The organism is Natronobacterium haloterrestre (genome assembly GCF_900112205.1).
Classification (GTDB): domain Archaea; phylum Halobacteriota; class Halobacteria; order Halobacteriales; family Natrialbaceae; genus Natronobacterium; species Natronobacterium haloterrestre.
In genome coordinates, this window is sequence record NZ_FOKW01000022.1 from 1 (window position 1) to 12873 (window position 12873).

A 12873-nucleotide genomic window follows, 5' to 3' on the forward strand; every position below is an offset into this window, starting at 1 on the left:
AGACGCTCAGAAGATCCACAAGCAACGACCGATCCTTCAAGAACAGCTCGCTACCACCATCCAACCGACCGCTGAGGCTTAGCTAAAGACCAATGACATGCGAATTAAGCGATCAGTAGAAGGAGAGCATGGCTAGCAGTAGTAAACCCAGAAGGTGTGTTCGTTTGAACATTGGATTTCCATGTGATTACCGAACGCGGCGACATACGGACTAACTTTCAACTCCACGTCCCGTTCCGGGGCGGGTACGCTACTGTTCTCTCCACATTTCGGACAGGCGACCTCCTGAGTTTTTGTGACTTGCATCATCATTGATCAGGTCCCTTACGGCATGAGCTATGATAAATGATGGTAGATTTTACTTGATAGATTCGTGTTCACTATATCATCTGTACTGAGCGTTTGATCCTCGGCATTGATTACGCTCAGTCTGTGCCACATTCGCGCCCTGTATTCAGCAGAGACTGAACGTTTTACTTAGATTCTGTCAGAATCTGCCTGCTTAATATAGAGGGTAGATTCAGCACCAGTTTCCGCGCGAGCGAAGCGAGCGCGGTTCCCGGGTGGCGAGGCCGAAGGCCGAGCAGCCCGCCTTTTTCATCGAAGTTTTTGCGCGAGTGGTTCGCCTCCGGCGAACCCGACGCGGAAAAAGTTCGCACAGTGAGTTCAGCACGGCTCGCTCAACCCATACTGAAACCGGTAGAAAGCGCATACAAGATTCAGCGGGAGGATTTGGCAGACACCGACATCCACTTCGAGCCAACCGCAAAACGCGATCGGGCGTACCTGTGTTCAGGTCCCGTCAATGCGGCTCGTGGCAGGATCTAACCGTGTTCGTGCCCATCCTCCATACGATCGATCTCACTTAGAACCGCATCGAAGGCTACGGCGCCTGTCTCCTGAATATGCGCCGGATCGAGCACTTCCGTCTCGAGGACCTCCTGGGGAGTCAGCCAGACCCACTCCGGGCGGACGTTGTCCCCCTGCTCGCTGAAAGATTCGAGTTCGTGCTCGAGCATCGCTTTGCTAAACGGGGGCAAGAGCGGCGGCTCTTCGGACCCCTCGAACGTGTCCTCGTATTCCGGCACGTCACCGTCATCGAGGTCCCCGACGACGATTCGCATCGTCATGCCGAGGATGTGATGGGGGGCGCAGTACAGATCGTACAGCCCCTCCTGCTGGAACTCGTAGAGCCAGGCTCCGCCGGCACTGACGACTGGCGAGGAAAACGGCGGGACGCCGTCGGGCACCCGCTGCTGGAACCCGTGGCCTGGATGATACGCCGTGATCGTGTGGTCCGGCGTCCTGAGGGTGAATTGCACGACGTCGCCGGCCTCTATAGCGAGTCCGGTCGGGTCGAAGTGAAAGAGCGGGCCGTGTTGGTCGGGGATCGGATCCGCAATTCCGAGTTCGACCTCGTGATCCGGGACGTCCGCCGGAATACGATCGGCGCTCGGCCTCGCGTCTCCATACCTCGGATCGATATCGGCGTCGGTGCCGTCGTCGTGGGCCGTCACGACACCACTGGCAGAAAGCGCCGTACCGATGCCGAGCGCTTTCAGCAGGGGTCGGCGTCCGTATCCGCTCCGTTCGGTAGTCGGTTCGTCGGAGTCGGTCGAGTGTGCGTCCGTATGTCGGGTCATGGTCGTTCGAACGTGGGTGTGTACAGCGTCGGTCCGCGCCCGTGTCGATCCACGGGGCACCAGCGTCGGTTCGCCTCGAGCTAGACCTTCAGGATGCGGTCTCCGAACGGTTCGAGGGTCTCTTCGAACTCGGCGATGTTCGTCCGATCCGAGAAGATGCCCAGGAACCGGGCCCTCACGTCGCCCGTGTTTCGGAACCCGTGCGGGGCAAGCGGCGGGATCACCGCCAGATCGCCGGCACCGATCGTGCCCTCGGCGTCCCCGGCCCGGGCCTCGACGTCCTCGCCTTCGAGGCAAATTACGATCTCTTCGGGGCTATCCTCGTGGGTTCCCAGCGCTTTCCCCGGCGGGATCTCGAAGTAGACGACGTTGTGGCCGCCCTCGAGTCCCATCCCGGTTGCCGCCGGGAAGTGGGGTGAGAACGGGAAATTGACGTTCACCTCCATATCCGTTTCCGACTGGGTCACCTCGACCAGATCGAGGTCGTCGAGGCTGACCGTCTTGAGTTCTGACATGGTTCGGTCACTCGAGGTCGCTTCGGTCGAACTGGTCGTCCATCCGCGTGAGTTCCGTCACGGGGAGGCCCGCACGCTCGGAGTGTTCTCTGATGACCTCCTCGCTCGAGGCGCGGTAGTGGCAGTACGCGCAATCGGTGTCGTCGTCCGGGTCCTCCAGCACGTCGGTCCGCACCCACTCGACCTCGAGGCCCTCTTCCCGGAGTTCCGCGATCGCCCCCTGAGACGCTTCGAGGGCGTCTCGCTTCGCCTCCTCGGTCGTGACGTCTTCGTTCATTCTGCGCCAGATACCGAAGTCGATCAGGTCTTGGTCCGTCATGACCGGGTAAATCTACGCGAGAATCGCACTTACCTGTTCGGAGAACAACATTTCTCTAATCGAGTCTAGTGAACTCCTCTTCACTCACCGAATCCGAGAAATCGGTTCGTAGCCGCTCGAACCGGAAAGCGAGCTGGCCTCGGGGTCACACCGACCGTCGTCGGTCGAGGCCGACGACTTCTAGCTCGTCGTCCAGTGAGACGCTGAGCGTCCGTGTCTCGCCCTCGATGGTGACCGACACGCGGACGGGGTCCTCGGTGACGGTGGTCTCGACGCGGTCCTGAAGGGGTTCGATGATCTCGGTGAAGTCCGGGGTGAGGATATCGATTCCCTCGCTGGCGAGGAATCCAACGACGGGAGAAAGCGTCAGGACGAACGGTTCCACCGGCAGGCGCTTGGCGAATCCGCACGTATCACACCGCTGGTCCGTCCAGGCGGGGAATCGAGTCCCACAGCGAGGGCACGGCTCTCGCGCCGGAGTCCGGTGATCTTCACAGACCGAGACCGACGTGGAGATCGAGCCCGCACACTCCCTGCAGACGTCGCGCATCATGTAGGCGATGTCCAACATACAGCGGTAGAAGCCGGTCCTGAGTGCTTCGTCGGGGGTGCGATCCGCTAACCCTGCAGCCGGATAGCTCGAGAAGAAGACCGACTCCTCCGGCGCCTTGTCGCCGAACACGCCTTCGCACTCGGAACAGCTGATCCGAATCCACTGATCCTCGTACGCCACGGTCATGGGTGCGTTGCACAACGGACAGTCCCGCTCGAGGGGGGCGGAGAAGTCGACCTGGTCCTCACCCGAGACGGCGATTACGGTTCTGGCTATCTGCTTGCCCGCACCGCTCAGCCGGTAGCCGTCGTCAGTGTGCCGGACGAAGTGGGGGGTGAGCTGTGAGAGGTGGTAGTTGAACTTCCCGTTGTCTTCGACATCGATCAGCCGGCGTAACTCCGAAAACGGGATCGTCTCGGCGGTATCGGAGACGTCGTCGTATTCGTGGGCCGCATCGGCGTGCCACAGCACGCGGATGATGTCCAACCGGATTTCGTTTCCCAGCACGGCGAACGCCTCGTCCGGGGACAGCCCGTCCAGATCGAGCCCCGGCGTGAATCGGGCCCCTGACATGCTAGAGACTGTCATCCATGGGTGTATAAACCTACTCCTTGGACTGTGCTACGGCCGAACAGGACACGAAATACGCGTCCCGTCTCCGGCGACGAACACGACCTACCGCTTCGCTCGACTTTTTCCCGCTCGCCCCAGAAGGGGTCGGTATGACCGACGCGCTCTTTCTCACGAGCGAGGAGATCGACGGACTCGCGACGCCCGCGGAGTACGTCGAGGCAGTCAGGAACGGCTACCGACAGGTCGGCGAGGGCGCGCCGGCACACCCCCGCCAGAAGTTCCGCCGGGCCGATCCCGAGGGGATGTTCACCAGCTACGCCGCCCTGCTCCCCGAGACGGGTGCGATGGGCGGGTACATGTACGGCGCCGGGTTCGGCGCGGGCGACGCCTGGTTCGTGACGCCGCTGTTCGACGCCGAGAGCGGCGAGCCGCTTGCCCTGCTCGACGGCGCGAGCATGAACCCGTTCAAGACCGGAGCCGCCGGCGCGGTCGCCGTCGACGAACTCGCCCGCGAGGACGCGACCACGCTCGCGGTCATCGGCAGCGGCTCCCAGGCGCGGGGCCAACTACATACTACCGCGACCGTCCGCGAGTTCGAGTCGGTCCGCGTCTATTCGCCCACCCGCGAGAACCGCGAGGCGTTCGCCGAGGAGTTCGATTCCCACCTCGAGGCGGCCGTCTCGGCCGTCGACTCGAGTGCGGACGCGGTGTCGGGCGCTGACGTCGTCATCACGGCGACGAAGTCGAGCGAGCCGGTCTTCGACGGCGACGACCTCGAGCCCGGCACGCACGTGACGGCGATGGGCCAGTACGCCGAGGGGAGCCGCGAACTCGACGTCCGAACGATCGAGCGGGCCACCTACGTGCCGGACCTGCGCGAGCGGGCTACGTACGACGCCGGCGCGTTCCTGGCCGCGCTCGAGGACGGGGCGGTGACGGAGGACCACGTCCACGCGGAACTGGGCGAGGTCGTCGCCGGGAACGCGCCCGGGCGGACGAGCGACGACGAGATCACGGTGTTCGACAGCGGCGGGACGGGGATCGAGACGGTCGCCGCGGCCCACATGCTGTACGAACGGGCCGCGGACCGTGGGCTCGGCTCGCCGATTTCGCTGGCCCCGGCGAGCGAAGCCCTGACGGGGCGACTCCCGGAGACGGGGCTCGAGTCCGACGGCGACGGTACGTGACGACGGGACCATCGGGTGGCCGCCGGAGACCTCAACGGTCGGGTTTTTGCGTCCGAAGCGCCATCGATCGGTAGACACCGCATGGACGTAGCGATCATCACGGTCGGCGACGAACTGCTCTCGGGCGACACGGTGAACACGAACGCGAACTGGCTGGCGACCCAACTCGCCGAGCGCGGCGTCGCCGTCGAGCGAATCCTTTCCGTTCCCGACGACCGCGAGAGCATCGCCGACCGCGTCGCCGCCTACGGCGAGGCGTTCGACGCCGTCATCGTAACCGGTGGGATCGGCGGTACGCCCGACGACGTGACGGTGGAAGCCGTCGCGGACGCCTTCGACCGCGAGCTGACCGTCACCGAACTCGCCAGGTCCGACGTCGAGCGCCGCCTGGCCGAGATCCAGGAACGGCTCCCGGAACACGACCTCGCGGTCGACGTCGACGCCGAAGCCGCGCTGCCAGAGGGGAGCCGACCGCTGCTGAACGACGAGGGGCTCGCGCCCGGCTGTGTCCTCGAGAACGTCTACGTCTTCCCGGGAATCCCCGACGAACTGCAGGCCATGTTCGCGTCGGTGGCGGAGGAGTTCGCCGGGGATCGCCGCTCGCGGTTCCTCTACACCGTCGAACCCGAAGCGAACATCGTCCACGCGCTCGAGGAGGCGATGGATCGCTTCGCCGTGACGGTCGGCTGCTATCCCGACCGCGAAGCGGGACACAACCGGCTGAAGGTCACCGGCACGGACGACGACGTCGAGACGGCCGCGGACTGGCTGCTCGAGGCGATCGACGCGAGCGAGACGCCGGTTTCGCGGGACTGGAGCGGGTGACCTGACGGCGCTGGGTGATACTGACAGGGGCGACCGGATCGCGTCCGCACCGGTGACGGTGGGAGACGGCGACGTAAACACCTAACCCGCTTCGCCCGACAGATGCTCGTACCGATGGTTGGCGAAGCACGCGACCCGGACGACTCGGCCGGCCCGCTGGACGGAGTGACCGTCGTCGACGCCTCGCAGGTGCTCGTCGGTCCGTTCTGTACGATGCAACTGGGCGACCTCGGCGCGGACGTGATCAAGATCGAACGCCCCGGGACGGGAGACCAGACCCGCGGCTGGTATCCGCCGCAGTTCGAGGGCAAGGGGGACGGGGACGGAGACGGAGACGGCGACGCGGTCAGCGCCTACTACGCCAGCGTCAACCGCAACAAGCGGTCGATCACGCTGAACCTCAAAACCGACGAGGGCCGTGACCTCCTTCGGGAACTCGTCCGCGACGCCGACGTCTTCGTCGAGAACTTCCGCGTCGGCACGCTCGAGGAGTGGGGCCTCGGCTACGAGGACCTCCGGGAGGAGAACGACGACCTGATCTACTGCTCGCTGTCGGGCTACGGCGAGTGGGGGCCATACGCCGAGAAGCCGGCCTACGACCTCATCATGCAGGCGGAGGGTGGACTGATGAGCATCACCGGCGAGGAGGGCCGCGAACCGGTCCGCGTCGGCGTCGCCATCGCCGACATCGGGGCCGGGATGTACGCCACGCAGGCCATCCTCGCCGCGCTGTTCCACCGGGAACTGCAGGACGCCGGCGGCCAGAAGATCGACGTCAGCCTCTTCGACGGCCAGGTCGCCTGGATGTCCTACATGGCTGCGAACTATTTCGCCTCGGGGGAGCCTCCCGAACGAATGGGGAGTAAACACCCGACGATCGCCCCCTACCAGGCGTTCCCTACCCAGAACAGCTACGTCGTCGTCGCCGCGGCCTCCGAGAAACTCTGGCGGAACTTCTGTCGTGCGCTCGAGCGCGAGGACTTGCTCGAGGACGCCCGGTTCCGGACCAACGCCGACCGCGTCGAACACCGGAGCGACCTCGAGGCCGAACTCCGGAGCGAACTCGTCGAGTATCAGATCGACGACCTCCTCGACCTGCTCGAGGAGTACGACGTCCCCGCCCGGAAGGTCCACGACATGGAGGACGTGTTCGAGCATCCCCAGGTGGAGGCCCGGGGGATGCACAGTCGGATCGACCATCCGACCGCCGGGACGATCGACGTCCCGGGGAGTCCGATGCATCTCTCGCAAACGCCGACGACGATCCGCCGCCATCCGCCGACCCTCGGCGAACACTCGGCGGACGTCCTCGCCGAACTCGGCTACTCGGACCGAGAGATCGAGAAACTGAAAGACGCGGACGTTATCTGATCGCCCGGCAGGGGTTTGGCTCCGTACCCGAACGATACCCAATAATAGTGGGAGAGGACTTACCCGTGTCACAGCGTCACACTCGGATGACCTGCCATCCCCACGGCAGGTCGCGACATCGGTCCGCAATCGGCACCCACCGGCACCGATCGCTGCCAATCCCGCAATCGACGCCACGCTCCCGTTCCCGATCCGTCGCAGGCCTCGAAAATACCTTTTCGAACGATCTGGGGCCGTAGGAACCGCTGACGAGCCAGTAATCGACTCGATTCGGAACCCCGTGATGGAAAAGACTACAAGTGTTCTCGGCAGGTGTGTGGACGTGACATCGATCGCACCGCTGTTCATTCCGATGGCCCCCGGCGGACCGGAACTGCTGCTCATCGTCGGGATCGCCGTCCTGCTGTTCGGCGCACAGAAGATCCCCGCGCTCGCGCGCTCGATCGGCGAATCCGCCGGTCAGTTCAAGAAAGGCCAGGCGCAGGTCGAGCAGGAACTCGAGGAGATCAAACCGGACGCCAGCGGTGCAGGTAGTGCTGGTGCCGGCACGGACGCCGAGACGGATCTCGAGTCGTAAACGCCCGATTCTCGACGTCGTTCTCTTCTCCGCTTGCAGCGACGGGACTGCCTCTCGTCCTCGGTTCTCGGCCCTCGTCTCCTCTTCCCCTCGAGTCGGTTCTCACCCGTCAGAACGATGTGCTACGATGGAGATCAGTCATCGGCTTCGCCGTCGAAAAGCGAGTAGATCGTGCTGGGGACGTCGATCACCCTGATCCGCTTGCTCTGGGGATCGAACGCGATCAGGCCGGCCTCGTCCAGCGCGGGCAGCGTCGAGTGGTAGAGTTCGTGTCGGATGCGGTCGTAGCTGTCTCCCGCCTCGTTCGTCTCGCCTTCGTTCGCCTCTGCGGCGGCGATGACCGACGCGAGTTGCTCGAGGGTCGTGTCCGGCCTGTCCCGCAGGAACACCAGCGCGGTTCGGACCCGTCGATCCGCGAGGAGTCGGAAGAGGTCGTCCGTCGAGAGATCGGTCTCCTCTATCCCCTCGAGTTCGGTAGCGTCGCGGGACCACTCTCCCATTCGATGGTGCCTGTACCGATCCATCCCGGAAGTACTCCCGGCGGGCACGTGCAAGGCCGGCCGACCCGAATCGCGGCGGTTCACTCGGGGCCGAACGCGCTGACGTGTTCGGGTTCGATCGAGATGATGACTCGCTCCGTTTCGATCGGGTTCGGGTACTCCTCGCCCATATAGCGGTGGGCGAGTTCGTCGATGTGTTCGCGTGCGCCGTCGGTCGTGAGTTCGGCCGCCTCGCCCGTCACGGACAGCATCCGGTAGGGATCGTCCGGATCGGTCATGCTGACGGCGACCCGCGGGTCGTTCCGGACGTTTTTCTCCTTGCGGCGGTCGCGCTCGGTGTTGACCAGCAGCCGACCGGCGTCGGCGTCGTAGTCGATCCACACCGGGGTCACGTGGGGCGAGCCGTCGGGCAACAGCGTCGAGATGTGGGCGAAGGTCTTCTTTTCGAACAGGTCGTGGAAGTCTTCGGGGATCGATGCCATAGTGGGTGTTCTTTTTCCTGTTACTAAATCTCGAACCCTTCTCTGGTAGTTACGCCGTCGCGACGCCGCGCTGGCGCTCGAAGGCGTCTCGAACCGCCTCGAGGTCGTCGAACGCCGACAGCGCCAGGCCGAGTTTGATGCGGGCCTTCCAGGGCGGGAGGTCCCCGGCCGGGATCGCCCCGTGCTCGCGAACCGTTCGGCTCCCGCCGGGCCCGCCGTACCGCGCGGCCACGGCCCCGTCGTAACACCGCGTCGCGACGACGACCGGGACGCCGGCTTCGACCGCGTCCGCGACCGCGTCGCCGATCGCCGGCGTCGTGTTCCCGATCCCGCTGGCCGCCAGCACGAGGCCGTCGACGCCGTCCTCGAGGGCTCGCTCGAGTTGGCGCGCGTCGATACCCAGCCCGCTGGGGAGCAGGTCGACCCGGGACGTGGTCTCGAGCGCGGGGAGCGAGACGGACTCGCTACGTGGGTCCCGCCGCAGGGCCACGCCGTCGGGCGTGACCTCCGCGACGGGACCGGCGGCGGGCGAGGCGTACCCCTCCGGCCGTCCGGCGCGGGCTTTCGTTACCCACCTGGCCGCGTGGACGAGGTCGGCGAAGGCGACGTAGGCGCCCTCCGTGAACCGGTCGTCGGCGGCGACGGTGACCGCCTGCAGGAGGTTCCCGGCCCCGTCGGCGCTCACCGCGTCCGCCGGCCGTTGCGCGCCGGTAAAGACGACCGGCACGTCGGCGTCGACCGCCAGGTCGAGGTAGTACGCCGACTCCTCCATCGTGTCGGTCCCGTGGGTGACGACGACGCCGTCGACGCCGTCCTCGGCGGCCCGTTCGACCGCGCGAGCGAGGGACGCGACGTTCTCGAACGACAGGTGAAAACTGAGTTCGTCGCAGACCGACTCCGTCTCGAGCGTCGCGATCCCCTCGAGTTCGGGGACGGCCGCGACGAGTTCGTCGCCGCCCTTCGAGGGGGTCGCGCCATCTGGCCCGCCCGTCGATGCGATCGTGCCGCCGGTGCTCAGTACGCGAACGCGTGGCATAGGCTGGCGTTTCGCCTGGAGCTACTTCGTTCTCCGTACCGGAGTCGCGGCTTGTGCGGCGACGGGCCCGGCCCGTCGATCAGGCTTCGCCGGCGTAAGGAACCGCGTCCTCCGGCACGACCCCGTCGTCCCAGCCGCGGACGTCGTAGTACTCCTCGAGCGCCTCATCGAAGTCCGGGAGGTCGTAGGGCAGGTCGTCGTCCGCGCGGTCGAACCCGCGCTGGTTGTTGAAATGCCGCTCGAGCGTGACGGTTCGGGCGCCGACCGCGAGCAACTCCTCGAAGTCGGCGTCGAACAGGTGCTCGTATCGCTCGGGAGTCATGTAGTCCCGGGAGAACTTGCAGACGACGCCCGAATCGTTCAGCGCCATCAGATTCTCCCGCCGGACGAGTCGGTCGGCCTTGCCGAGGGTGCCGGTCGGCTCGAGGGCGTCCTCTTCAGGGACGAGCGGGTACTCGACCGAGTAGAAGGTCGCGTACATGTGGTCGGCGCCACGGTTGGCGACCGCGTAGGACAGGCCCTGGCCGTGCAGCACCCGGCCCTCGTGGGCGGCGAAGTCCATCCCCTTGACCGTCCAGTTGTCGACGCCCAGGTCCTCGTGGACGCGGTCGATGCCCTCCGCGAGGTCGTCGCCGACCCCCTCCCGGTAGGCGATCTTCTCGACGAGGTCGTGGATCAGGTCAGCGTTGCCGAACTCGTCCTCGGCCGCGAGGTAGGCCGCGACCGTGTTTCCGGCGGAGATGGCGTCGAGCCCGTACTCGTCGCAGAGCTTGTTGGACTTCATCACCTCGACGATGTCGTCGATCCCGGAGTTCGAGCCGAACGCCATCGCGACCTCGAACTCGGGGCCTTCGGTCTCGACGCCGGCGTCCTCGTCCCTGGTCGGGAGCTTACAGGCGAAGGCACAGGCCGAACAGGTCCCTTTCTTGTACTTCTTGTCCGCGACGGCCGCGCCGTTGATCCCGTCGACACCCTCGAACTGCTGCTCGGAGAAGTAGTAGGAGGGAAGCCCCTCGACCTCGTTGGCGAGGTCCATCACCGCGACCGTTCCCTGCTCTTTCATGATGTGGTCGTCGGTCGCCGCCTCGCGATGGATCTCCCCCTGGGTCGCCGAGATTTCGCCCGCGAGGTCGATGTCGCTGTCCCCACCGAAAGTGACTGCCTTGACGTTCTTCGACCCCAGCACCGCACCCAGCCCCCCGCGGCCGAACGCCCGCTCCTCGGAAGTCATGATCGACGCGAACCGGACCTCTCGCTCGCCGGCAGGGCCGATAACCGCGGTCTGGTCCGACGTCACGCCGTGTTCGTCCTCGAGATAGGACAACGTCTCGGAGACCGTCGCGTCCTCGAGTTCCGGGACGGGTTCGAACGTGACGCCGTCGTCGCGGACGTGGAGGATCAGCAGTTCGTCGCTCGCTCCGGCGATCTCGACCGCGCCGTAGCCGGCCGCGGTGAAGTTCCGGGACATGAAGCCGCCGGCATTACTCGAGAGCAACCCATCCGTCAGGGGTGAAACGCCGGTACAGTTCATTCGCCCGGTGAAACTCATCGTAGAGGCCTGCATCGGCCCAGTCGTGAAAAACAGCCGATTGGCCGGGTCGAACGGATCGACGTCGAACGGGATCCGCTCGTGTGCGAGACGCGTCGCGAGGCCACGCCCGCCGAGATACTCGCGGTGGATCGATTCGATCTCCGTCTCACTCGTGGTCCGGTCACCGACGTCGATCGTCAGCATTGGATTGCGAGCGTGTAGCATACCTCGTCCATTTCCGGGACCGGTATTAGGTTTTTATCCATCCCGGACGACTCGAGCGGGACGCGCCCGACTGACCGAACCCGCGGGGCTACGCGAGGCCAGGACGATCGATACCGCTCTAGCCGAAAAGAGCACGCGTCTCGGGTTACCCTTCTCCACCCAGGGACTCGTCGTCCGAGGGCTCGAAGAAGGCCTCCGGCCCGTGGTCGTCCCGCCAGGTGAACGCGAAGAGACGCCGCGCGGGCAGTCGTGTCAGCCGTCCGCCGACTCGCCCGTCGCGCCGTCCCACACGGTCGAATCGGCCCGGAACCCCTCACCACGGTCGTCGTCACTCTCGTCGACCGGTTCGAACTCGTATCCCGGGTTCTCGAACGCGTGTATCCCCCCATCGGTCGCGAACACCACGACGTCGCGCGAACCGACGGTTTCGGAAACGACACCCCCGGCCTCGCGTACTCGAGGCAGCGGGAACCCCACAGGTTCGTCGTCGACCTCGAGACCCAGAACGACCGCCTTCGGGTCCAGGTCCGTCCGGTCCCACGATCGCGTCGTCGCCGTTCCGCGATGTGCCTCGAGGCCGAACCCGTCGCTCTCGAAGTAGTGGGCGTACGGATCGTCGTCGTAATCGATCTTCGCGGGCTCGTCGCCCTCGCTCGCCGCTTCGCTACAGGCGTCCTCGAGCGGTTGCAGGACGAGGCCGCCCGGATATCGGTCGCGGAACGCGTTCCAGGTCATCACGGCGGCCGATCGAATCGAGAGCTGACGGCCTTCGAGGGGACCGGCGATACACTCGCCGGTGGACTGCTTCCACTCCGACTCGGTTTCACGATCGTACATCACGAGATCGTCGTCGGCGAGCTTTCCGCTCACGCCACCCACGTAACGGCGATGGAGACCTCCTCTTCGGTTCCGCTCCCATCCTCGTCCCCGCTCTCGCCCTCGAGGACGTCGTTGACGATTTCGTGATAGTCGAGTATCGACACCGGATAGGCTTTCGCGGGTATCGATTCGACGACGATCACGTCGTCATCGGGGTTCCCGAAGTACTCGCTCCCGAACGGAGGATCGTCCACGCTCGGAATCGCGTCTCTCGGCACCACCTGGCGAACGTTCATGCCGAAACCGATGCGACGACGTCGCTTAGTATCCTCAGTCTCGGGGTCGACGCCGATTCGTCGGCAGGCGCATGATGTGCAGGACCGACTGCCCGTCTTCCGTCCGCCGCTCGTCGGGTAATCAGTAGTTGGGTAGTCGAAAAACGTCGATAACGTAATAGGTGCTCGAGATACGCAGGAAACCGCACTGCTCAGTATCGTACTCCGACCGACGGAATCGAACCGCCGCTAATCCAGGATCGGTAGGAAATAGAATGAATGGAAGCCAAAGCGGCAGTGCCGCTTCGACGTGACCGTGATCCCTCTCGGGAAGGTTGATATGAATAGGGGCGGCGAATCGACGTTCCCAGAGGGTCTCCCACTCCAGTAGTTGCCGATACGCAGGCGGGCTTATCTTCCGTGTTCGGGATGGGTACGGGAG

At 65.0% G+C, this 12873-nt stretch carries 15 protein-coding genes and 1 rRNA gene; 4 read left to right on the forward strand and 12 right to left on the reverse strand.

Annotation, left to right across the window (positions count from 1 at the left end; all coding sequences use genetic code 11):
* Positions 1-132: 132 nt before the first annotated feature.
* The 5 genes from BM113_RS23165 to BM113_RS21470 form a co-directional block, all read right to left on the reverse strand.
* Complete coding sequence (locus BM113_RS23165) at positions 133-312, reverse strand: hypothetical protein (RefSeq protein WP_089790136.1); 180 nt, start codon at positions 310-312, stop codon at positions 133-135.
* A 512-nt stretch (positions 313-824) separates the two neighbouring features.
* The gene (locus BM113_RS21455; RefSeq protein ID WP_089790138.1) at positions 825-1643 is read right to left on the reverse strand and encodes a cupredoxin domain-containing protein; all 819 of its coding nucleotides are present in this window, start codon (positions 1641-1643) and stop codon (positions 825-827) included.
* 80 nt (positions 1644-1723) lie between these two features.
* Positions 1724-2158 (reverse strand): cupin domain-containing protein, encoded by a 435-nt coding sequence (locus BM113_RS21460; protein ID WP_089790140.1) that lies wholly within the window; start codon positions 2156-2158, stop codon positions 1724-1726.
* Between the two features lie 7 nt (positions 2159-2165).
* A complete protein-coding gene (locus tag BM113_RS21465) occupies positions 2166-2477 on the reverse strand; it encodes a nickel-binding protein (RefSeq protein ID WP_218149979.1) in 312 nt (103 codons plus the stop codon).
* Positions 2478-2622: 145 nt separating this feature from the next.
* Entirely contained in the window at positions 2623-3603 is a 981-nt protein-coding gene (locus BM113_RS21470; RefSeq protein ID WP_089790141.1) for a DUF7351 domain-containing protein, read from the reverse strand.
* A gap of 149 nt (positions 3604-3752) precedes the next feature.
* Here BM113_RS21470 and BM113_RS21475 point away from each other — a divergent pair, with 149 nt between their 5' ends.
* From BM113_RS21475 to BM113_RS21490, 4 genes are all read left to right on the forward strand, one after another.
* Positions 3753-4790 carry an ornithine cyclodeaminase family protein gene (locus tag BM113_RS21475; RefSeq protein WP_089790143.1) on the forward strand — a complete coding sequence of 346 codons (1038 nt, stop codon included), beginning with the start codon at positions 3753-3755 and terminating at the stop codon, positions 4788-4790.
* 81 nt (positions 4791-4871) lie between these two features.
* Positions 4872-5615 (forward strand): competence/damage-inducible protein A, encoded by a 744-nt coding sequence (locus tag BM113_RS21480; RefSeq protein ID WP_089790144.1) that lies wholly within the window; start codon positions 4872-4874, stop codon positions 5613-5615.
* Positions 5616-5729: 114 nt separating this feature from the next.
* Complete coding sequence (locus BM113_RS21485) at positions 5730-6986, forward strand: CaiB/BaiF CoA transferase family protein (protein WP_177209259.1); 1257 nt, start codon at positions 5730-5732, stop codon at positions 6984-6986.
* A 322-nt stretch (positions 6987-7308) separates the two neighbouring features.
* Complete coding sequence (locus BM113_RS21490) at positions 7309-7563, forward strand: Sec-independent protein translocase subunit TatA/TatB (RefSeq protein WP_029601623.1); 255 nt, start codon at positions 7309-7311, stop codon at positions 7561-7563.
* 134 nt (positions 7564-7697) lie between these two features.
* Here BM113_RS21490 and BM113_RS21495 read toward each other — a convergent pair whose 3' ends face one another.
* From BM113_RS21495 to rrf, 7 genes are all read right to left on the reverse strand, one after another.
* Positions 7698-8063 carry a DUF7344 domain-containing protein gene (locus tag BM113_RS21495; protein WP_089790147.1) on the reverse strand — a complete coding sequence of 122 codons (366 nt, stop codon included), beginning with the start codon at positions 8061-8063 and terminating at the stop codon, positions 7698-7700.
* Positions 8064-8143: 80 nt separating this feature from the next.
* Positions 8144-8545 (reverse strand): pyridoxamine 5'-phosphate oxidase family protein, encoded by a 402-nt coding sequence (locus tag BM113_RS21500; protein WP_007141573.1) that lies wholly within the window; start codon positions 8543-8545, stop codon positions 8144-8146.
* Positions 8546-8594: 49 nt separating this feature from the next.
* The gene (locus BM113_RS21505; RefSeq protein WP_089790149.1) at positions 8595-9581 is read right to left on the reverse strand and encodes an asparaginase; all 987 of its coding nucleotides are present in this window, start codon (positions 9579-9581) and stop codon (positions 8595-8597) included.
* Positions 9582-9660: 79 nt separating this feature from the next.
* The gene (locus BM113_RS21510; RefSeq protein WP_089790150.1) at positions 9661-11337 is read right to left on the reverse strand and encodes an aldehyde ferredoxin oxidoreductase family protein; all 1677 of its coding nucleotides are present in this window, start codon (positions 11335-11337) and stop codon (positions 9661-9663) included.
* A gap of 252 nt (positions 11338-11589) precedes the next feature.
* Entirely contained in the window at positions 11590-12207 is a 618-nt protein-coding gene (locus BM113_RS22545; protein ID WP_089790152.1) for a DUF3179 domain-containing (seleno)protein, read from the reverse strand.
* Complete coding sequence (locus BM113_RS22925; RefSeq protein ID WP_281244052.1) at positions 12204-12452, reverse strand: DUF3179 domain-containing (seleno)protein; 249 nt, start codon at positions 12450-12452, stop codon at positions 12204-12206. Before BM113_RS22925 ends, BM113_RS22545 begins: the two co-directional genes overlap by 4 nt.
* 324 nt (positions 12453-12776) lie before the next feature.
* A 5S ribosomal RNA gene (gene rrf, locus BM113_RS21525) occupies positions 12777-12873 on the reverse strand; the annotation flags it as partial.

Excerpts from the sequence above, each read along its gene's own strand:
- BM113_RS21460 (WP_089790140.1), bottom strand. The coding sequence starts at position 2,158 with ATGTCAGAACTCAAGACGGTCAGCCTCGACGACCTCGATCTGGTCGAG.
- BM113_RS21495 (WP_089790147.1), bottom strand. The coding sequence starts at position 8,063 with ATGGGAGAGTGGTCCCGCGACGCTACCGAACTCGAGGGGATAGAGGAG.
- BM113_RS21470 (WP_089790141.1), bottom strand. The coding sequence starts at position 3,603 with ATGTCAGGGGCCCGATTCACGCCGGGGCTCGATCTGGACGGGCTGTCC.
- BM113_RS23165 (WP_089790136.1), bottom strand. The coding sequence starts at position 312 with ATGATGATGCAAGTCACAAAAACTCAGGAGGTCGCCTGTCCGAAATGT.
- BM113_RS21475 (WP_089790143.1), top strand. The coding sequence starts at position 3,753 with ATGACCGACGCGCTCTTTCTCACGAGCGAGGAGATCGACGGACTCGCG.
- BM113_RS21465 (WP_218149979.1), bottom strand. The coding sequence starts at position 2,477 with ATGACGGACCAAGACCTGATCGACTTCGGTATCTGGCGCAGAATGAAC.
- BM113_RS21510 (WP_089790150.1), bottom strand. The coding sequence starts at position 11,337 with ATGCTACACGCTCGCAATCCAATGCTGACGATCGACGTCGGTGACCGG.
- BM113_RS22925 (WP_281244052.1), bottom strand. The coding sequence starts at position 12,452 with ATGAACGTTCGCCAGGTGGTGCCGAGAGACGCGATTCCGAGCGTGGAC.
- BM113_RS21485 (WP_177209259.1), top strand. The coding sequence starts at position 5,730 with ATGGTTGGCGAAGCACGCGACCCGGACGACTCGGCCGGCCCGCTGGAC.
- BM113_RS21500 (WP_007141573.1), bottom strand. The coding sequence starts at position 8,545 with ATGGCATCGATCCCCGAAGACTTCCACGACCTGTTCGAAAAGAAGACC.
- BM113_RS21480 (WP_089790144.1), top strand. The coding sequence starts at position 4,872 with ATGGACGTAGCGATCATCACGGTCGGCGACGAACTGCTCTCGGGCGAC.
- BM113_RS21455 (WP_089790138.1), bottom strand. The coding sequence starts at position 1,643 with ATGACCCGACATACGGACGCACACTCGACCGACTCCGACGAACCGACT.
- BM113_RS21505 (WP_089790149.1), bottom strand. The coding sequence starts at position 9,581 with ATGCCACGCGTTCGCGTACTGAGCACCGGCGGCACGATCGCATCGACG.